The 21,501-nt window shown below is 39.4% G+C and carries 17 protein-coding genes; 10 read left to right on the forward strand and 7 right to left on the reverse strand.

What is annotated here, in order from left to right:
* The first annotated feature begins 404 nt into the window (after positions 1 to 404).
* The 4 genes from VK179_15305 to VK179_15320 all read left to right on the forward strand — a co-directional run bounded on the left by VK179_15305 (position 405) and on the right by VK179_15320 (position 6,084).
* Positions 405 to 1,394, forward strand: a complete 990-nt coding sequence (locus VK179_15305) for a pentapeptide repeat-containing protein (GenBank protein HLO60115.1) — start codon at positions 405 to 407, stop codon at positions 1,392 to 1,394.
* A gap of 384 nt (positions 1,395 to 1,778) precedes the next feature.
* On the forward strand, positions 1,779 to 2,330 hold the full coding sequence (locus VK179_15310; protein HLO60116.1) for an RDD family protein: 552 nt from the start codon (positions 1,779 to 1,781) through the stop codon (positions 2,328 to 2,330).
* A gap of 55 nt (positions 2,331 to 2,385) precedes the next feature.
* The gene (locus VK179_15315) at positions 2,386 to 3,336 is read left to right on the forward strand and encodes an NAD(P)-dependent alcohol dehydrogenase (GenBank protein HLO60117.1); all 951 of its coding nucleotides are present in this window, start codon (positions 2,386 to 2,388) and stop codon (positions 3,334 to 3,336) included.
* A 780-nt stretch (positions 3,337 to 4,116) separates the two neighbouring features.
* The gene (locus VK179_15320; GenBank protein ID HLO60118.1) at positions 4,117 to 6,084 is read left to right on the forward strand and encodes a glycoside hydrolase family 172 protein; all 1,968 of its coding nucleotides are present in this window, start codon (positions 4,117 to 4,119) and stop codon (positions 6,082 to 6,084) included.
* 29 nt (positions 6,085 to 6,113) lie between these two features.
* Here VK179_15320 and VK179_15325 read toward each other — a convergent pair whose 3' ends face one another.
* The 3 genes from VK179_15325 to VK179_15335 form a co-directional block, all read right to left on the reverse strand.
* Positions 6,114 to 6,656 carry a hypothetical protein gene (locus VK179_15325; GenBank protein HLO60119.1) on the reverse strand — a complete coding sequence of 181 codons (543 nt, stop codon included), beginning with the start codon at positions 6,654 to 6,656 and terminating at the stop codon, positions 6,114 to 6,116.
* A gap of 568 nt (positions 6,657 to 7,224) precedes the next feature.
* Entirely contained in the window at positions 7,225 to 8,406 is a 1,182-nt protein-coding gene (locus VK179_15330) for a TIGR03862 family flavoprotein (protein HLO60120.1), read from the reverse strand.
* A gap of 65 nt (positions 8,407 to 8,471) precedes the next feature.
* Positions 8,472 to 9,128, reverse strand: coding sequence for a hemolysin III family protein (locus VK179_15335; protein HLO60121.1), 657 nt, complete (start codon positions 9,126 to 9,128; stop codon positions 8,472 to 8,474).
* Positions 9,129 to 9,857: 729 nt separating this feature from the next.
* On the opposite strand from VK179_15335, the gene VK179_15340 reads away from it, so the two are divergent.
* Positions 9,858 to 10,193, forward strand: a complete 336-nt coding sequence (locus VK179_15340; protein HLO60122.1) for a DUF6150 family protein — start codon at positions 9,858 to 9,860, stop codon at positions 10,191 to 10,193.
* 95 nt (positions 10,194 to 10,288) lie between these two features.
* Positions 10,289 to 11,554, forward strand: a complete 1,266-nt coding sequence (locus VK179_15345; GenBank protein HLO60123.1) for a T9SS type A sorting domain-containing protein — start codon at positions 10,289 to 10,291, stop codon at positions 11,552 to 11,554.
* Between the two features lie 429 nt (positions 11,555 to 11,983).
* Here the strand turns inward: VK179_15345 and VK179_15350 are convergent, their stop codons facing one another.
* Together VK179_15350 and VK179_15355 are read right to left on the reverse strand one after the other, a co-directional pair.
* Positions 11,984 to 12,463 (reverse strand): energy transducer TonB, encoded by a 480-nt coding sequence (locus VK179_15350; GenBank protein ID HLO60124.1) that lies wholly within the window; start codon positions 12,461 to 12,463, stop codon positions 11,984 to 11,986.
* Between the two features lie 16 nt (positions 12,464 to 12,479).
* Positions 12,480 to 13,031 (reverse strand): hypothetical protein, encoded by a 552-nt coding sequence (locus VK179_15355; GenBank protein ID HLO60125.1) that lies wholly within the window; start codon positions 13,029 to 13,031, stop codon positions 12,480 to 12,482.
* 85 nt (positions 13,032 to 13,116) lie between these two features.
* On the opposite strand from VK179_15355, the gene VK179_15360 reads away from it, so the two are divergent.
* The 4 genes from VK179_15360 to VK179_15375 all read left to right on the forward strand — a co-directional run bounded on the left by VK179_15360 (position 13,117) and on the right by VK179_15375 (position 18,456).
* Positions 13,117 to 13,953, forward strand: coding sequence for a DUF3883 domain-containing protein (locus VK179_15360; GenBank protein HLO60126.1), 837 nt, complete (start codon positions 13,117 to 13,119; stop codon positions 13,951 to 13,953).
* 138 nt (positions 13,954 to 14,091) lie between these two features.
* On the forward strand, positions 14,092 to 15,075 hold the full coding sequence (locus VK179_15365) for a site-specific DNA-methyltransferase (GenBank protein HLO60127.1): 984 nt from the start codon (positions 14,092 to 14,094) through the stop codon (positions 15,073 to 15,075).
* Complete coding sequence (locus tag VK179_15370) at positions 15,075 to 17,132, forward strand: DUF87 domain-containing protein (GenBank protein ID HLO60128.1); 2,058 nt, start codon at positions 15,075 to 15,077, stop codon at positions 17,130 to 17,132. The genes VK179_15365 and VK179_15370 overlap by 1 nt, the downstream gene beginning before the upstream one ends.
* Positions 17,122 to 18,456, forward strand: a complete 1,335-nt coding sequence (locus tag VK179_15375; GenBank protein HLO60129.1) for a hypothetical protein — start codon at positions 17,122 to 17,124, stop codon at positions 18,454 to 18,456. The genes VK179_15370 and VK179_15375 overlap by 11 nt, the downstream gene beginning before the upstream one ends.
* A gap of 31 nt (positions 18,457 to 18,487) precedes the next feature.
* Here VK179_15375 and VK179_15380 read toward each other — a convergent pair whose 3' ends face one another.
* Both VK179_15380 and VK179_15385 read right to left on the reverse strand, forming a co-directional pair.
* Complete coding sequence (locus VK179_15380; protein ID HLO60130.1) at positions 18,488 to 20,365, reverse strand: DUF2075 domain-containing protein; 1,878 nt, start codon at positions 20,363 to 20,365, stop codon at positions 18,488 to 18,490.
* Positions 20,366 to 20,367: 2 nt separating this feature from the next.
* Complete coding sequence (locus VK179_15385; GenBank protein HLO60131.1) at positions 20,368 to 20,994, reverse strand: nucleotide pyrophosphohydrolase; 627 nt, start codon at positions 20,992 to 20,994, stop codon at positions 20,368 to 20,370.
* Positions 20,995 to 21,501: the final 507 nt, after the last annotated feature.

The raw sequence follows: 21,501 nt of genomic DNA on the forward strand, positions 1-21,501 counted from the left end.
GCATTATTTATCAATCCGCAAAATGGTGAAGTGCTTTTGAAGACAAAGGAAGTGAATACCATGATGTCAATGGATATGAATACCAAGAGAGGCCTCATCAATAAATTAATAAATAACGAAATCCGTCCTTTCTTTAAATAAGAGCGCCACCTCACAGAGTTCCACAGAGTTTTTCTCTGTGGCTCTCAGTGCCTCCTCCGTGGTTACTTCTTCAAATCGTAAATCGTAAATCCACAAATCGTAAATTTCCTATTAGCCTGATAGCCTAAAACTGCTAATAGCCTAAAAACTATCTTCCCGGTTGTAGCTTTTAAACTAAAAGTAGCGAAATAACAACCATAAGTATAGCTGCTTTTTTGTTTACCCATAGATGCCTGAATAATTTTGTCCAAAAAATTAGTGTTATGACAAACTTTAAAATAATTGGCAATAAAATTGCCGAGGCAAGAAAAAAGGTAAGAATCTCCCAGGCTCAGCTTGCTGATCAATTATTCATCAGTTCACAGGCTGTCGGAAAGTGGGAACGGGGTGAGTCAATGCCGGATATTGCCACATTTAACCGTCTGGCCGAAATCCTGGGAGTAGACCTGAACTATTTTTCTGAACGTTTTCATTCGGATACCATCGTGACAACTGGATCCGGATCTGTGGATGAACAGGATGAATGGGCTCCCGGAAACAAAACAAAAAAGCTCAGCTGGGATATGTCACGCGGTAATTGGACTGATGCGGACTTTTCGGGACTGGAAAACCTGCATGAAAAATTCAATACATCCAATATGATTCGTTGCCGGTTTAATGGTTCAAAATTAAACGGACTTCTTTTAAAGGGAAACAATGTTGACAGTTGTGATTTCACGGGGTCCGACCTGGGCAATAGTCATATACAGCGATCCAATCTGAAAAACAATATTTTTAAGGACTGCTCCCTCAGGCAAACCCGGTTTACAGGAAGCAATATTGAAGGGTGCGATTTTTCGGGTGCGGATTTTAATGGTGCTGAATTTACAAAGAGTCTTATTTACGGCTGCAATTTAACCGGAGCTGATTTTTCAGGAGCAGTAATAAAACAGGGGGGACTTACCGGTGTCGCGCGGAAATCGGCAAAGTCAGAAACCAATACAATTCATGATGCCGTTTGGAATCACACTTCTTTCAAAGAAATTCAGATTGCCGATCTCATATTTACAGGTACATTAGAAGATTGTTATTTTGAAAACTGTGAGTTCACAAGAGTGGTATTCCGAAACGTAAAGCTTACTAACACATTCTTTAAAAACAACGAAAAGCTGAAACGGGTAAGTTTCATTGACTGTCAGGCAGACCGCATGACCTATGAATTTCTGAAGATTGGAAAGGCAGATTTGACGGATATAAAAATGATAACAGTATAGTATTCCTTCCACAATAGTTTATTTCACAGAGATTCACAGAGGCCTCACAGAGTTCCGCAGAGTTTTTCTCTGTGGCTCTCAGTGGCTCCTCCGTGGTTCTCTGTGTAATATTTTGCCCTGTAGATATTCTTCCTAACAGACTACAGACTAACAGACTCTCATCGTAAATCGTAAATCCCCAAATCGTAAATTTCCTGATAGCCTGACAGCCTAAAACTGCTAATAGCCTTCTAAAACATCGAACAAGGAACACCGATTTAAGAATATCGAAGACAAGCTAACAGACTACAGACTAACAGACTTTCTTCTAATCGTAAATCATAAATAAAAATCGTATATTTCCTGATGGCCTGAAACAGCTAAAAACCTTAAACAAACCAACCTATGAATTTCAAGAAACGACCCAGATGTGTAATTGATGCCAGGTTCATGCTGGCCTCCGTACCACACAGGATATTCGCCATGATGCTGGACATAGCAGCAGTTGCACTGCTGATGTTGGGCATACTGCTCATTATATACGCATCAGGAATAGATATCAACCTGAATATAGAAAACATGTTTGCCTCTCATCCTGAATTGGAGATTGATTCGGAGGATATGGGAAACAGGATGAAAGATTTTCTGAAAATATTTTTCGGGTTTTTTCCGATGATTTATTTTTTCCTGGCGACGTATCTCTCCAACGGACTGACGGTTGGTAAGAAGATTACGGGAATCAGGATCGTGTCACTCTATCATACCCGGGTGGGGCTCTGGCACTGCCTGGAGCGAAGCCTTGGTTATGTTGCATCAACACTGGAATTGGGGCTGGGATTTATTCAGATCCTTTGGAATCCGAACAGAATGGCGCTTCACGATAAAATTGCCGAAACAATTGTTATTAGAACAGTACCCGGACGAAAATTACAGGCAAAGACCCGGAAGCTGAAATGACGCCAATAATCAAATATTTTACTGTAATTCCGCTAAACCATCGAACCAGGAACCAATGAAAGCATTTACAAGATCAGTCTATGGAGGGCCGGAAGTCCTCACACTGCAGGAAGTAAATAAGCCGGAATTAAAAGAGGATCAGCTGTTGGTTAAAGTAATGGCTAATTCGGCAAATCCGGCCGACTGGCATATTTTGCGGGGTAAACCATTTTTTGCACGATTTGTTTTCGGCCTCTTTAAACCTAAAAATAATTTAACAGGTGCTGATTTTGCAGGCATTGTATCCGGAATAGGGAGCCTGGTAAAGGAATACAAAATCGGTGACAGGGTATTTGGTGAAAAATTATCAGGAGGTGCTTTTGCTGAATACACTGCCGTTTCGTACGATAAATGTGCCCGGATGCCCGAAGGCACTGAATTCAAAGAAATGGCTGCTGTACCGATAGCAGGATTAACTGCCTTACAGGCGCTTATTACTCATGGAAAGCTTAAAAAAGGCGAATCTGTGCTGGTAAACGGATCATCAGGAGGAGTCGGACATTTTACAGTACAAATTGCTAAAGCATACGGAGCTAAGGTAATTGCAGTATGTTCGTCAAAGAACGAGGAATTTGTCAGAAGCCTCGGCGCCGATGATGTGATTGCTTATGACAGGGAAGACATCCGCCGGCATAACGGCAATTATGATTTAATTGTGGACACTCACGGGAATCTGACATTTGCCGTTTTTAAACGTATGGGCAGGAGAGGAGTGATAACCGGTTTCACAACCATGGGTCATATGATTTCGGTGAGTGCGGCCAAAGCATTCAGTAAGTACGATATGAAGCAGTTTACTGCTGAAGTCAACAGGAATGATCTTGAAACTCTGGCTTCTTTAATAAAGGAGCGCAAGATCAAAGTTCATATCGACAAGATTTATCCTTTCGAAAAAACCCCCGAAGCATTAAGTTATATCGAGGCCATGCATACCAGGGGCAAAGTGGTGATGGTATGGGGAATCTAAAAATCGTAAGTCTTTCCCGGGACTTTGTCCCAAACCCTACTTCATTCTTTTTTGTAACGACCAGCCCACGGTGCTCCGAATATCCGCACTGCTTTTATCAAAGCCGTCATTGCGATAACCGATTCCTGCGGGGTGAAGCCCTGCTGCCGGCATGCAGGAATCTACCCGCACAGGCATACCCTTGCCAAGTGAATTCCGTATGAATTACCGTCATTGGGGTTTCACCCCAAACCCTACTTCATTCTTTGTCCGGCAACAAAGAATGAAGCAAGAAAATGCCGACAAAACGATTCCTCCCCGCTCTGCCGCAAGGCAGGAATTTCTAATAACCGGACGCAAGCTCGCTTATAAGAAATTCCATGTCTTGCGGCATTCACAGCTTCATCCCCTTCGAGTTTTGTCACGGCCAGCCCACGGTGCTCCGAATAGGCGCACTGCTTTTATCAAAGCCGTCATTGCGATAACCGATTCCTGCGGGGTGAAGCCCTGCCTGCCGGCAGGCAGGAATCTGCCAGCACAGGCACACCCTACCCACACCAATTCCTAACAGACTAACAGACTACAGACTAACAGACTTTTAGCCTAAAACTGCTAATAGCCTTCTTCCTAACAGACTAACAGACTACAGACTAACAGACTTTTTAGCCTAAAACTGCTAATAGCCTTCTTCCTAACAGACTAACAGACTACAGACTAACAGACTTTTAGCCTAAAACCGCTAATAGCCTAATTGAAAAAATTACTTATTTTACCAGTCAATTAATAATACCTTCACCTGTGATGAAAATCCATTTTTCCATACTGGTACTTAGTCACGTATTGTTATTATCCACGCTGGCTCAACCTTCCGGAAATAATAATGCCATTCACTCCCTGTCTGATGAACTGCAGACCTTTCTGAATGTTGCATCATTACCCGAATACCGGAAGAATACAGTAAGTGGCCAGGTATCAACCTATGATACAACAGGAAAAAACGATGATGGCTTTAACGGAACCAATTCTTTTATCCGCAGGAATGCAGACAGCAGCCTGGTCATTTTTGAGCGGTACGGCAGCGGTGTAATCAACAGGTTTTGGACACCTACTCCCACATTTGATACACTTGATTTTTATATTGATGATAATGCCTCCCCGGCCTTTTCGATTCAATACTATGATCTTTTCTCCGGCAAAAAATACCCGTTTATAGCTCCGCTGTGCGGCAATCAACTGGGCGGGTATTATTGTTACCTCCCTATTCCGTTTGAAAAGAGCTGCAAAATTGTATCCAGGGGAAAAAAGATGCAGTTTCACCAGATTCAATACCGGCTGTACGAGAAGGGAACAAGAGTTAAAAGCTTCAGTATGGGGCTAAATGCTGAAGAAAAAGAATTGCTTAATCGAATTGAGGCATTGTGGAATCAACAGGACAGAAACATTTCTTCCTTCTATCAGGCAAAATTGTTGCAGGATTCCGGGAGGTATACTATTAAGCCCGGTGAAACGAAAACGGTATTCGAGCTGGATCGTGGAGGGCGAATCCTTGGGATTGAGATGGAACCCGCTGAAATATTTAAAGGACTTACAAGGCAGATTGATATCCGGGTCACATGGGATGGTGAAACAAGCCCTGCTATTTATTGTCCGGTTGCCGATTTTTTCGGTTATGCATTTGGGAATGAATCTATGCGGAGTCTGTTACTCGGAAGCCTGAACAACAGGAATTATTGTTATTTCCCGATGCCTTTCGACAAATCAGCCAGGGTTGAATTGATTTACAGAAACAATGAAAAGGCTGAACTTCTACCCGTTGATGTCTTCGTGAAAGTCGCCTATTCGTTTGAAAAAAGAATCCCGGATAAGGAAGGAAAATTTTATATACGTTGGAACCGGGACCTGGAATCAAAGACCGGGCAATCCTATGTGATTGCGGATATGCCCGGTCGCGGGCATTTTGTGGGCACCATTTTGTTTGCCCGTGGGTTAAAAGCCGGTATGACGTATTTTTTTGAAGGCGATGATTCAGTTGCCATAGATGGCAGTTTCAGGATCCACGGTACCGGCTCAGAGGATTATTTCAACGGCGGATGGTATGCTATGTTGGATCGATGGGATGGCAGCATGAGCCTGCCCTTGCATGGTTCGCTCGATTATTCCCTTCCGTTTTGCAGAACCGCCGGTTATCGGTTCTATATGAGCGACAAACTCTCTTATGAAAAGAGTTTTTACATGAGCATTGAGCACGGTCCGGCCGGGAACCTGGTTCCGGTGGATTATGGTTCCCTGGCACTGTATTATGCAGATACCCCACCGGCAAATAGCAAGAGACCGACTAATGAACTCACCGGTGTTTCTATTCCGGATACCCTGGTACTTTATCCCCAGTTAATGGATTTCAATATTTATGGTAATATAGGCGTTAAAACTACCTGGAAATACGGTACCGGCGGGGAGAGTTATCTTTTAATACCGGGTGATGAAACATGGCTTCGCATTTCTCTGGATGATTTACCCCATGGAACATACACGATGTTATTAGACGTAATAAAACAGCCATCGGGTTGTGATTTTTCATTATGGCAGCGGCAGACGCAATTAACCAACTGGATCTCCACGTTCAGTGAAACGGAAGAAAGGGTAGAGGAACTCAGTACAGGAGAAATTAAATTAAATGGGTCAATAAATACAATAACAATCCGATTCAGAACCGGTATGCAGAAAAAAAGCCTCCTTCTTAACCGGATTATTTTTATAAGAAAAGACTAAATTGTGCAAGGACAGGTCGCGACCTGTCCCTACGGTAAATCTTCCTTCACCCAATCCGGAATATCTCCGGGATCGATATCCTGTTTCTTAGGATTATTATCATATTCCATTTGCCTGGCTACTTCATTACAAATAGCGCAATATCCGGGGAATGGGCAGGCATTTTGGTCATAATCGCAAAACTCAATATGAGATTCGCCGAAAGACAGGGGCACATGCTTTTCATTCCAGAAATTCCTGATGAAAGAATACCGGTTAGGCATAGGATAGTCAGCCGGAAAATCCAGGACAAAGTGAAATACTTCCAACATTTTCTCCATTTCAACTGAAAGCAGTGCTTTCTGATCATCCGTAAGCATTTCAGGCGGTGGCAGATTTTCCTGGTCAATCCCGGTTATTTCCGACACAGGGATTTGTTCCCCGTAAATATACTTTTCAACATATGACATATCCTCGAGTTCCGGTTCATTGTCAGGATCGGCTTCAGATTCAAACCATAACTCATGCGGAGGTCTCAATTTCCAGGTAGCTTTCCTTAAATCCTGGATAAGTTGTTCCAGATATCGTTGCATATAAGTGTTATTAACAATAACTTATTCACGAGAACAATTTACAAATTCCGAGGAAAACAGGCAACTAAATTCTTCGTTATTTCGGCTTAAGCCTTTTATTAACCACGAAATCCTCAAAAAAAAATTTAACGCAAAGTTTTATTTTCCTTCGATTATCGGATGGTCTTCTTTATGAAGTGGTACTTATTGTATTGCCGTATTCAAGTTCACAGAGTACGCAAAGTGCTCAAACCTGCGGTTTGAGAAAAGGCGCCTCCGCGAAAACCGAAGGTTTGAGCCCTTTGCGTACTTAGCGCAAAACCGCAGGTTTTTTAATGCCAATTACCCATAAACGAAATATTGAGACATAGTTTCTTCCAGGAAACAAATCCTTTGCGGTTACTTTTTCGGTATAAATTAACTACGGGATTCTTCCCAATAGCCTAATAGCCTTAAACTGCTAATAGCCTTCTTCCTAACAGACTTTCTTCAAATCGTAAATCGTAAATCCCAAATCGTAAATTTCCTGATAGCCTGATAGCCTAAAACTGCTAATAGCCTTCTTCCTAACAGACTAACAGACTACAGACTAACAGACTTTCTTCGCAGCATAATTGGCCATTGAAAAACAACCCTGCAACAGAAAACCTCCGGTGGGAGCATCCCAATCAATCATTTCGCCAATAACGGTTATCCAGGGAAATTTCTTTAAGGAAAGGTCTTCATTGATCTCATCCAGTTCAATGCCCCCGACAACAGAAATGGCTTCTTCAACCGGTCGCAGGGAATCTGCATGAATTTCCAGATCTTTCATTTTGCCAATGAACTTTTCAGGATTCAAAAATTCTTCTTTTGTAGTAAAAGCTTTTAAAATAGCCATTTGTACACTATCAAGATTAAGTGATTTTATATAATCCCGACTCGTATTATGTCCAATGAAATTCTTCAGAAGCTGTTCAATGCTGTTTGAAGGTTTAAAGTCAATATGGACCGATGCTTTCAGCCCTTTGTTCAGGCAGGTTCTCACTTCAGGGATAACAGCATATATAGCGTTTCCTTCAAGTCCGTATTCCGTGATCAATGCCTCTCCTTTAATTGAAAAATTTCCGGCAGTAATTTGAATATTTTTCAGGGGTTTGCCTGCATGATTCCTGATTATGGCTTCGGGCCACTGTAAGTTTATTCCACAGTTGGAGGATTGAAAAGGCTTTACTGAAACTCCGGCAGATTCCAATATATTTTTCCATTTTCCATCTGATCCGGTCACAGGCCATGACGCACCACCAAGAGCAAGAATCAACCGGGAAGTATTTAAAATTACTTCATTATTCCCGTGAATGACGGTTATGTTTCCTTTTGAGTCAAATCCGGTAAAAGTATGACCGGTGAGAATCCGGACACTTTTTTCCTCGAGTCTTCTTTTTATTTTATTTAACACATCATTTGCCGTGATTCCTTTTTCAGGAAAAACCTTTCCGCTGGAGCCCACAAAAGTGGGTATGCCAAGGTCAGACAGCCATTTCCGGAATTCTGAAGGTCCGAAATCAATCAAAAATTTATTCATCCAGCCTTCAGGCGTATATTTTCCTTGTAATTCTGTCTCTCTGCAATCATTTGTAATATTCAGGCCGCCCTGTCCGGCAACAAGTAGTTTTCTGCCTATGGTCGATTGTTTCTCAAGAATTATGACCTCATGAGAATTACTTAAAGCATCGGCTGCAAAAAGTCCTGCAGCACCACCCCCGACAATTATGACCTGCTTGTTTTGCATAAGCAGTTACTATTTTCTGCAGTATGTTTTTTAGAAAGCATTTATTAAGGTACAACCCCGAATTGTTAGAGAGGTATTAGTGACGCGGCCACAATATGACATGTCAAACCGAATAATACGAATACGTGAAATATGGTGTGTACAAACTCATGTTTGGCCAGGGCATAAAAAAAGGAACCGGCAATGTAAAATACACCACCGGCACCAAGCCAGTACAAAACATTCAGACAATCCTTTAACAGGGCCATGTCTATAAGAGGTTTGATGGCGATGACAACAGATGCGCCCATAAGCACATAGGAAGCTGTTTTGAGGTTGTTATTCGCTTTTAACTCACGGAAATTAAGTGCTATTCCAATAATGGCACACAGCCAGACCCAGGTAAAAAGCAGCCATCCCCAATTACCTTCGGTTCGCAACAAAATTAAAGTCATGGGAGAATAACTGGCAGCGATGAGAATATAGATGTTCCCGTGATCAAAATGACGCAAAACTGCTTTTGGTTTTGGCTTCTGCACATAATGATAAACGGATGAAGACAGCATGCAAACAAACATACCGAAACCGTATATTGAAAAGGCCAGGACAGCCCATCCATTATGGGCGGTAATGGCTTTGTGAAGCAGCATCACCGTTGCTCCGATAGCCAGCAATACTCCAAATGCATGAGTCAGGTAATTTGCCTTTTCTTCACGGATGCTGTATGTTTTGGAATGTGACATCTTTCCTTCGTTTAGCACGGTAAACATAGTTATTTTCCTTCATTTATGTGCTATTACACTATTATCTACCTCCTCCCCGCTTTGTCACGGCCAGCCCACGGTGCTTTGTATAGGCGCAGTGCTATAATCCAAGCCGTCATTGCGAACCCCGATTCCTACGGGGTGAAGCAATCTGCCAGCACAGGCATACCCTTGCCAAGTGAATTCCGTATGAATTGCCGTCTGCTTTAGCATACGGATTGTCATTGGGGTTTCACCCCGAACCCTACTTCATTCTTTGCCTTGATGCAAAGAACGAAGCAAGAAAAATCAAGACAAAACGACTCCCTGCCCGCTCTGCCGCAAGGCAGGAATTTCTAATAACCGGACGCAAGCTCGCTTATAAGAAATTCCATGCCTTGCGGCATTCACAGCTTCATCCCCTTCGCGTTTTGTCCCGGCCAGCCCACGGTGCTTCGAATAGGCGCACAGCCTGAATCAAAGCCGTCATTGCGAACCCCGATTCCTGCGGGTGAAGCAATCTGCCAGCACAGGCACACCCTTGCCGAACCCAGACCAGTAGACCAGAAGACCAGTAGACCCTTTCTTCCTAACAGACTAACAGACTAACAGACTACAGACTAACAGACTTTTAGCCTAAAACTGCTAATAGATAAGAGACCACAGACTAACAAGACTGATTTGGTATACTGTTTGATGTTAACCGGAGTACCATAATCAACTATTTCCATGTATCGGATACTTGCTGTTATCATTACATTAGCTGTTTTTACAATAGCCTCGGCCCAAAAGGTATATTCAGTTAAGTACGAAAACCAGGCCGATGTGAAGGTTTTTGTGGTTAAATATGAAAACCAGGCCGATTTGAAAGTCTACAAAGTGAAATACGAAAACCAGGCCGGTGAGAACAATGGTAAATGGTTTTTCACCGAATATGAAAACCAGGCTGACAAATTGATTTACTTTGTGGATTATGAAAACCAGGCTGATCTGAAAATCTTCTTTGTTGAATATGAAAACCAGGCAGGATGGAGATCGAAAGAGAAGATGCATTTGCTCTACTAGCTGCAATAATGTCACACCCCTGGTGCCTTTCTTCGGAGCCTGAAGCGCTGTAGGCTCGACCGTATGGTAGAAACAATATGATTGATGTATTCCACATGCACCGTAGGTGCGGCCGTATGGTCAGGCATTTCTCTGGTTTATTAACTTCATCGGTTCTGAATACGTATAACCAGGTTAAAATTGGAGAAACACACGATTTTATGAAAGTCACGGTTCTTTTCGTTCTGCTTTTAGCTCTTTCAATTACGTGGCAGGCTAATGCACAGGAGAATATTCTTTATGGGATTATCAGATATTTTGATTCCCAGCAGGCATTTCTAATCAAAATAAATCCCGAAAGCGGTGAGGTCATAGAGTTATCTGGTTCTCCGATAGGAGAAGGTGCGTCCGGGAATTCAGTTATTGATCCGATCCATAATTTGTTATTTTTCTCGGAAGGTTATTCTTTAATTACAGTGGATTTGAATAGCGGAAATGTACTTTACGATGTTCAAAATCCCAATCCCAATTCACAGGTTAGTTTATTTGCCTTTAATTGTAAAGATTCGACTTTATATGGAATTATACGGTATTTTGATACTCAGGATGATTATCTCATTAAAATTATTCCGTCAACAGGAGAAATAATTCAAATATCAGGGATGCCAGTAGGAAACAGGACTGCCAGTAATTCTGCCCTTGATCCAATAAATAACAGGTTGTTTTTCTATGACAAGTATTCGCTGATTACGGTGGATCTGAATACGGGAGAATCGATTTACGAGGTACCTAATCCGATAGCCAATTCATCAATCAGCGTGTTGGCGTTCAATATTGGCGATACCACGTTGTATGGTATTGTAAGGTATTTGGATACCCAAAATGACTATTTGGCAAAGATCATCCCTGAAACCGGTGAATTGATAGTCCTTTCCGATGAAGCCATCGGATACAAAATCTTAAGTAATTCAGCCATAGATCCTCTAAACAACCGCTTGTATTTTTATGATCAAACATCCTTTATCGCTGTTGATCTCATTAGCGGAAACCGTTTGTATAGCGTTGAATACACGATAGCAGATTCTCAGATAAGCACCCTGTCATATAATACCGGTTGCCCTGCCGTTATTACCGGGAATAATAACTATAAAAGCAATCCACATTGTATTTTTCCAAATCCTTCTTATGGGGAATTTTATATTGATTCGGACCAGCGATTTTCTGAGTTTTCACTTTATGATATTTCGGGAAGGCTCATTTTAAAAAAAGTCATACCAGGTGGCGGGCTGCATATAAAAGGTATGAATGCCGGGTTATATTTGTACCGGTTGTCTTCGGTAAATCATCAAATAAGTGTTTGTGGTAAACTGGTTGTGAGATAACCTTTACTCCGATCCCTCATTCCGATGACCGATTCCTGCGGTCACCATAAGGTCGTACCCCTGGTGCTGTTCAGTCCCCGAAGCGCTGGTGCTGTACATTCCCTTAAGCGCAGGTGCTGTTCAGTCTCAAAAGCGCTGTAGGCGCGACCGTATGGTAGAAAGGTTTTGTCCGTTTTTTCATCAAGCGCCGTAGGCGAGGCCGTATGGTCGCTTATAGCCTTCTTCCTAACAGACTAACAGACTACAGACTAACAGACTATAGTCTAACAGACTCCTCCTAAAAACACCGAACAAGGAACACCGATTTAAGAATATCGAAGTGGATTATACAAACCAGAAGACCAGCAGACCAGAAGACATTCTTCCTAACAGACTAACAGACTACAGACTAACAGACTTTCTTCCTAATAGCCTAAAAGTGTTAATAGTCTATCTTCTCTTCCCCGAAACCAACCCGAACATCACCGGCATAACCAATTGTTCCTTTACGGGTTTGCCTTTTACCATAGCCGGTTTCCAGTCAGGAGATGAATTCACCACCCTGAGTACTTCATTATCCAGAGACGGATCAACGCCTCTCAATATCTTTGATTCTACGAGTTTTCCCTGTGAAGTAATGCTGAACTGAACGATTACCGTTCCCTGGATGTCGTTCTCTACAGTTATTGGAGGGTAAACCAGATTTCTCTGTACCCAGTCTCTGAATTTTTCAAGCCCACCATCCTCGAACATCGCATTCTCATCCGCAAATTGAAAAACTGGTTCTTCTTCCACAACTATTTCACTTGCCGGTGCAATAATTTCAATTGTCTTTGCACTGGTTTTAATGGTGTCCTGTGATTTTATAACTGAAGTCGCGTTGACTATCAAGAATAGCGAAAGCTGGAGAGTGGTTTTCATATGACTCATGCGAGAATGTCTTAGATTAGCAATTGCTGAAAAAATTACTCAAAACCTTAGCATACTCTGGATGTGCGTTTAAATTGTATCGAAAATGTCTATAAAGAGGAATCAATGGACGTTTAAGTTTATTATGTTCAGATGGTATTGGGATTTTAGAGTGGAGCAGATATAAATCCTTTGCAGAATACTTAATCTGATCATCATTTAACAGAACCTCATATAGTAGCTCTGAAGTCAATAAAACCGGTATCTTACCTGTGGGATCGATTGTATCAAATTCCTTCTTTCTGGACTCAATATACTTAAGAGTTATTTCCTTCCACTGTTTATTGTCAGCACTGCACTTATCCAGGTAATCTGTTACTAAATTTTGAACGAAAATGTTCTGAAGACTCAATCCTATACATTCCAAGTTTTTTAGAATACCTGAAAAATACCTTTGATCATTTCCAAGATCAAAAACATATTCAAAATTCAAAGGTCTGTTTTCTTTATCAAACGCTGTCGGATCACAGCCAAGAACAAATGCTTTTAGCAAATTTATACCGTTGAAGTAGGGTTTTGGAGTGGACATACAATTTTCAATTTTTATTAATAAATATAGCCTTTTCAGCTGAAAATCATGTAAAATTTTATCATCTTAGTATTTTAATCATATCGTGTCAGCTGATTGGTCCATCATAGAAATTACCCTTATTATCAGGGATTATTTTGAAATGCTTGTTGAAGAATTATCAAATAAGCCTTTTAACAAGGCTGATCACAGACGAATACTTATTCACCAACTTAATCATAGATCGGAAGGATCTATTGAATTCAAACATCAAAACATTAGTGCAGTACTGATTAATCTAGGTAAGCCTTATATCAAAGGGTACTTGCCAAGACATAATTATCAAAAATCACTTGAGAAAGAGATTGTTCAATACCTTAAATCCAATCCATGGCTTGAAGTTGAATTTGAAAAGTTTGCATTGGAGAAGGTTATCCATATGCCGGCGCCATTTGATTTTTCAAATATCTTGGATTCGCCACCTGTTCCTGGAAAGTTTAAAGAACCTACACCTCAATACATTAAAAAACCATCAAAAGTGAATTGGATCCAAAGGGAACAGGAGAATCAATCACTTGGTTTGTATGGAGAGCAGATTATAATAGAATATGAAAAATGGGATTTGATAAGAAGCGGAAAAGAGAAATTGGCGGAAAAAATTCTATGGATATCTAAGGAAGAAGGTGATGGGGCCGGATTTGATATTTTATCCCGAAATCCTGATGGAACAGATAAATACATTGAGGTAAAAACCACAAAGTTAGGTAAAGAAACTCCTTTTTATTTTACAAACAATGAACTAGATTTTTCAAAAAAGAAAGCAGAGAATTACCATTTGTACAGATTATTCAATGTTCCTAATAATCTCAAATTTTACACAAAAACAGGTTCTTTTTTGAATATGTGTAATCATATGCCGGTTCTCTTTAAAGGATATTTTTAAGGCCATTTCCAAAAAGAGTATAGCGGTTCATAATTCTTAATACTGGATAGAAGAAAATGCGACATAACCAATTACATTAGATTTGAATTTTAATTGTTAATGAAAATAAACCTTATCTATAGTTGATACTTCAATTCTATGGTGGATTCTAAAGTAATATATTATAAAACTAAATATGGTAAACTCATTCTGGGAGACTCAATTGAATTACTGAAAGGGAAGCTTTCTAGTAAGCTTAGAGGCAAAGTAAATCTTTTAATCACTTCTCCTCCTTTTCCTCTAAATAACAAAAAAAAGTATGGAAATTTTCAAGGAGAAGAATACAAAGAATGGTTTAAACGTCTGGCTCCAATATTTGAAAATTTGTTGTCAGATGATGGTTCAATAGTAATTGAGATTGGCAATGCATGGGAGCCAGAAAGACCTGTCCAATCATTATTACACTTGGAATCATTATTTAGTTTAATTCAAAACTCCAATTTAAGATTAATTCAGGAATTTATTTGCTATAATCCTTCCAAACTTCCTTCACCTGCTCAATGGGTGACTGTAAATAGACTTCGTACTGTAGATAGTTATACACATATTTGGTGGTTAGCTAAGACAGATTTCCCTAAAGCTGATAATCGGAATGTTTTGCGTCCATATAGTAAAAGCATGAAAGAGTTATTAGCAAAACAATCATACAACAAGGGTCGCCGTCCATCTGAACATGTTATTTCTAATGATGGCTTTCTTAAAGACCATGGAGGAAGTATCTCACATAACTTTTTTGAATTGGAGCCAATTGATAATAAAAGAGATGTCAGATTACCTTATAATGTCTTAAGTTTTTCCAATACATCATCAAACGATTATTATCAAAAAACTTGTCGAAGAGAAAATGTTATTCCACATCCTGCTAGAATGAATGCTGGAATAGTAAACTTTTTTATTGATTTTCTTACTGATGAAAATGATTTTATTTTAGATCCGTTTGCTGGGAGCAATACAACAGGATATTGCTGCGAGAAAAGTAAACGAAAATGGCTTGGAATAGAAATAGATTCCGAATTTGCAAATCAATCCATTTATAGATTCGAAGAACCTAATAATAAATTTAATCTCAAAATACTAAAGTGATGGATTCCTTTATTACCAAAATAACCGACGTTGACTTTTTCAAAGAAGGCCAAAATGAAGCTCTTTTTGTCGGACGACCATTTGCGATTAATTTTAATAAACTGAAATTGTTAATATCAGATTTCTGGAAATACAAAGTAAAAGGTATTCCACAAGGGACATTTTTATTAGCATTTTACGATAATCCATACGATGAAGAAATCCATGAAGCATTACTTTTAAGGGTTCTAGATCCGGCTCCTTTACCTACAGACAATAATGTAATTACTTCAATGGTTGAGTATTACAAGGACAATTTAAAAACATCTGGAAAACAAAGTGAACTTGATGATTTTACTCGATATGAATTTAGTTTTTCTGGCCTTGAATGCCGTATTCTTGGGACATTTTACAAGGAAAATGGCAAAATTGAATTTGGAGCTGATGTAGAAAACTTCTATTCATCTCATAATTATAAAGTTTATAAAGCAACAGGGAAAGTCCTTGAAATTATAGCAAATCAACGTGATAAAGATATTCTTGCTGGCGGAGAAACCGAATTTGCTATTGGAAATGTCCGCTATAGTTCAAGTAGACGACAATTATTAAATGACAAAGCCGTAAATGATGTAAAAGTTTTTATTAATCCTGGTGATTTACTTGGAAAAAGAACAGCGCTGTTTGGAATGACAAGAACTGGAAAATCAAATACTGTAAAAAAGATAATTCAAGCTACTGTTGAAATCTCTTCTAAGTCAAAATATAAATCTTTAGATTCTCTGCCTCCTTTCGAAAACTTACTTGAAGCATTTGATAATTCAACGGGTGCTCCTAAATTACCAGTAGGTCAAATTATCTTTGATATAAATGGTGAATATGCAAATGCAAATCTACAGGATGAAGGCACTGCTATATTTGATATGTATAAAGAGTTAGTAATTAGATATAGCGTTTTAGATAAAACTGACGAAGGTTTTAGAGTATTAAAAACTAATTTCTATTCAGAGATTCAAGCTGGGTTTGAATTAGTGCGTTCAACATTAACATCAAATCCCAGTAATTATATTCAATCCATATGTGCAATGGATTTAAATATACCAGAGGGTTATATCAAGCCTATAAGTGAAAAAACAAGTGATGAAAAAAATGCCGCAAATCTTTATGACCGAAAGGTTGCACTTTACAAAGCATGTTTGTATGCAGCTGGTTTTAAGACAAACAATAATCGAGTTAAGTTTTTTGGAGACACAAAAACTATAAATACTATTATTCCAGAAATAAAGCCACACGAAGGAATTACTCTTGAAGAATGTATAACATGGTTCACTGCATTATATGAAGCTACTGCAGATTCTTCCTTATCACAATTATTCATTCAGTATAGAACAGATAAAGGTTTTGATTATCTAGATGAAGATATGAAAGCCATGTTAGTATTTTTGACACGAAAATCAACTCCAAATGGGAGTGCTAATCTTTCCGGTTTTAGGATTTTGAGGTCTATCTCAAATCTTCATACTCCTACCGTGCAACAGGCATTTGAAAAAGAGATAGTAAATGCCTTAAGATTAGGAAAAATAGTAATTATTGACCTTTCGCAAGGAGATCCATTAATACAAAGATTATATAGTGAAAAAATTTGTTCAAGAATTTTTATTGATTCAATGAATAATTTTATTAAAGCCAATCCAAACAATTTTATTCAATTCTATTTCGAAGAAGCTCATAATCTATTTCCAAAAAAAGAAGATAAGGATTTAAGTCAGATATATAACAGAATTGCCAAAGAGGGCGCAAAACTAAATCTTGCAATGACATATGCAACTCAAGAAGTTAGCTCTATAAGCTCAAATATCCTAAAAAATACACAAAACTGGTTTATTGCCCATCTAAACAATGAAGACGAAACAAAAGAATTACGGAAATATTATGATTTCGTCGATTTTACGGATAGTCTTGTTCGCTTTAGTGCAAAAAATGATAAAGGTTTTGTTAGGATGAAATCGTATTCCAATCCTTTCATAGTACCAGTTCAGATTGAAAAATTCTCAGCAAAAACTTTGTCCAATGGCATATAATGAAGGAAAAAGACCTTTTGAGGCCGCAAGTAAAAGCAATCATATTTATATAATTAAGGATAAAACTGTTCAGGATTTTCTTTATAATCATGAACTACCTAGAGATTCAGAGGAAATTGAAACAACTACAGAATATTACATAGATATTGATTATGAAATAACTGATGAAATCAAATGGATTGTAGCTGTGGATGGTGGAAATACAACTATACCTGTTAAATCAAAATTTCCTTCTTCTACTTTAACTTTTTTTCAATTTGGTGCTAATGCACTTTCAATTGAGGATTTGAATTCTTTGAAAGAAGAACCATATATTTCACCTGATAACATTTCCAAATTGAAGGAGCTTCATAGGAGAAAGTTAGTTATTCCGACGAAAAATATTGGTCTTAAAAAAGAAGATGGGACAAGGGCTACTTTAACCTATTCTGTAAGGAAGGCTTTATTTGATTTTTTCAAAAATGAGAATTTATTAGAAACTCTATGTTGGTTTCTATTTGAAACATATAATCCCTCAAAATTTATAAATGAATATGAACTTGCTTCACATCCAGATAATTCCGAAATTAAAAAAGTCCCGATTAGAAAAAATGAGTTAACAAAGGACTTTTGTATAAATCATAGTGGTGGTCTAATCTTTCTTACAGATGTATTTCGATTACACGAGGTTGTTGATGATGATTTCGGTGCAGGTGGTGTACTTGGCTATTTAACAAATTTAGTAGAGCATTTTATTCTTATTGACTACATTAAAAATGTTTATCAACGACGAAAATCTGCATTAAATGAAGTTATTTTTATTAAAGACGGCCCTCTTGGCTTTTTTGGTCAAACTGCTAATATGCATAAACCAATGAGGGCTCTTATAAGCTATTTAAATAGCGTAGAAAGTATATTTATTATTGGCGTTGAGAAATCAGGTCCATTTGTCGAACATGCAATGGAAATTCAAGATAAGCTTAAACCAGGGCAAGTATATTTATTTTCAAATTCTTATATATACAAATATGTTAAACCTGGGGATGTTAATACGACTGAACCTTATGGTAAAACTTCATATTATGGAAGTAAAATGATTTTTAAATCTCGTGATGAAAGAATTTACTTAATTACGCTACCTACTGAAAATCCGGAAGTTGTATTGAAACCATCTAAGAGAGATTTTAAAAATATTGATACAATTTTAAAATACATTGAGAAATTGCGATCTGATATGTATGATAATTCAATATTACCAATTGCGTTAGCAAATAAACTAGTTTCTTTATCTGATCATCCAAGCTCAATGATATTAGAGAAATTTGCTAAATCAATTATAAAATAATATATTAAATGGTTAATCTATAAATGTTTATTCAATGCGAAATTCTTCTTATAAATAATCTTTTTGATTCCTGATTCGTAAAACACACCCAGCATCCCTTCATCCCCCTCGTCAAAAGTGTCCTGTAAATATTCCTCACATGCCTGTCGAAGTTTTCTGGACTGCGTTTGAGCATGGGGTCTTTGGTGGCGGCGATGTTGGTGGTAAGGTTACCATTGCTGTCAACAGTAAGGTCATCACCGATGATAACTCCCACATAATCAAACTCAAATCCCTGTGCAGTGTAGATGCAGCCTACCTGCTTGATGCCTTCGGTGCGATACGCCCACTCATACCATCTTACATAGCCTTTGGGAATGTTTGTGATTTTATCATGGGTCTCCCAGGGCATGGCAAAATCGCCTATTCTCACGTCTTTTACCAGATCACCATTCTCATCCAACTTGCTGCTCCAGGGCCAGCAGAATCCGGCTACCATGCGGGCGGAGTTCGGTTTTTCCTTCTCCTTCTCAATCAGTGCATCCATAATCTCCTGCGGAGAATCAAAAATCCGGAAATCAAACTGTTCTTCCTTTCGTAATATTCGCTTCTCATCCGAATAACCCAACACCGATTCAACCCACAGCAAATAATCATTTGAACCCATGCAGCGGTACTGGGTTTCCAGGGTGACTTCATAGGTCTTCGCATTATAATGAGCAGCCGCTTCTTTCACAAGCGCCGAACTACCCACTTCTGAAGAACGAACATTCTGCCTGTCATCAATAAAGAATACTGTTGTCTTTGAACACCTCACCAATTGCTGCATCTGGGGCATATCGGTGCGGTCACCGGGTTTTGTGTATTGGTGGTTGCTTGTTTTTTCTATCCGGTGTGCTTCGTCGATTAAAAGAATGTCAAATTCATTTTCCTTTGTCCTGCTGGGTATGAAGCGATAGAGATTGGAAAACATGATTTCGCTACCTCTACCAACAAGTTTTTGCAATCCTGTGGTAAAGGGTTTTGATTTACATCCGTAAAGGACATTCTTTTTCTGCAACGCGGCTTCAGCTAAAATATTCAGTGCAATAACCGATTTCCCGGTTCCGGGACCACCATGCACAATGATCACTGATTTCTCCTGTGTTTTAGCAGCCTGTCTGCACCGGGCCCAAATCAGGTTTTTGGCAACCAGTTGTTCGTTTAACAAAGAGAAACTGAAATCATTCTTAATGATCTTATGTACATTTTCGAGCAGCTTTTTCGATGGATGCAGCCGGCTTTGCATAAACCGGTTAAAAATTTCAAATCCGGTTCCAGCCTGCAGCAATTCTTTGATCTTCTCGCCGAGGGCTTTGGTGTCCCCTTTTGTAAAAAGCGGAAATTCTCCGATTAGTTTTTTATATACAGGATCATAGAGTCCTTTATCCTCCTGCTTTGTATAATTATGGCAATAAGCGCAGCTATACAGCGATAATATGGGCTCTTTTTCGAATTCCTCCACAAAGCCCTGCATATAATTGTGATATCCCTTAACCTGCTGCGAAGGATGCGGAACGATCCTTTCTTTGCCCCCGGTAAAGGTTTCCACGAAATTACCTTCTTCGGGTAATGGTTTAACATCCGTCCATTGCTTGAGCTCAATGAGAACCACATTGGCTTCCCGGTTTGCACCCCGTCCGAACAGAAGACAATCGAGCCGGCTTTGATTGTAGGGTACCTCATATTCGAGTGCCACAAAAGAATCCTGTACATTGCCGATTTCAAGCAGATCTCTTACCCGCGAAAGGCTGTTCTGCCAGGAATTGAATTCAGGTTTGCCGGGACTTTTTCCCAGTCTTGCCTGGTAACTTTCTGACATTTTATCGGAAATCGTGTTCTCCCTGACGTCAGCTACAAATCGTTCCGAGGGAGCCTGGTAGATGAGCATCGTTACAATTCGTTATATTTCTTTGCGGTTCCCCTGGATTTCTCGACCGGGTATTTTTCGTTGTTTTTTCTGATTTTTTCAAGAACGATTTCTTTCACGTCAAAATCATGTTTTTCTGCCAGTAATAAGGCGAAGGCGAATACATCGGCCAGTTCCTCTTTCAGTTTTTCACGGTCAACCTTTTCGGCTTCTTCAACGGTCTTCCATAAAAACAACTCATTCAACTCAGCCGCTTCAATGGAAATGGCCAGGGCAAGGTCTTTGGAGTTATGGAATTGCTGCCAATGCCGTTCATCTCGGAACCTGATGAGTTCCTGACTAAGAGCATCAATTTCATGGGCTCTATCTATATGATTTCCGAAACCATCATAATTTGATCGGGAATGCCAGATTTCAGTTGGTGTCAATATGTTATTTACCAGTATAGCAAAGCCCCATCTAATAGCAATATAGGCAACATATTTACCTTCATTTTCATTGAAATCGCTGGCAATTTGATCAACTGTTTTACCAAGTAACTCCTTAAGTTGTTCCTGACGATGACATGTTAAAGGGTAATTTTGGTCATACCATGAATCCCTGTAAAAGGGATTTTTTTTGATTAATTCTTTGCTTTGAACTGTGGCCATTGCCGTAGAATTGGGATCAACGAATATAGTGAAAATGGGGCGTCGATGTTCTTATAATGGGTTAAAATTGTAGAGACGCGATTTATCGCATCTCATATTTCTCGCAGATCACATACTATTTTTCTCGCAGAGGCGCAGAGACGCAGAGTTCTGCCTACGGCAGTTTAATATTTTAACACGAAGAACACGAAGGGAGATCGTAACGAAGAACACGAAGAAGGAATAACCACTATGGCACTAAGACACAGATTAAGGTGTGCCTGTTCGGGCAGATTGCTTCGTCGGCTGGCGCCTCCTCGCAATGACGGCTTTGATTAACATAGTGCATCATTCGAAGCACCGTGGGGTGGCCGTGACAAAACGGGGAGGTTCGTAGCCTATGAATGACGCAAGGCTGGAATTTCTTATAAGCGAGCTTGCGTCCGGTTATTAGAAATTCCTGCCTTGTGGCAGAGCGGGCGGGGGTCGTTATGTCTTGACTTTTCTTGCTTCGTTCTTTTTGTCAAG

The organism is Bacteroidales bacterium, assembly GCA_035299085.1.
In the GTDB taxonomy this organism is placed as follows: domain Bacteria; phylum Bacteroidota; class Bacteroidia; order Bacteroidales; family UBA10428; genus UBA5072.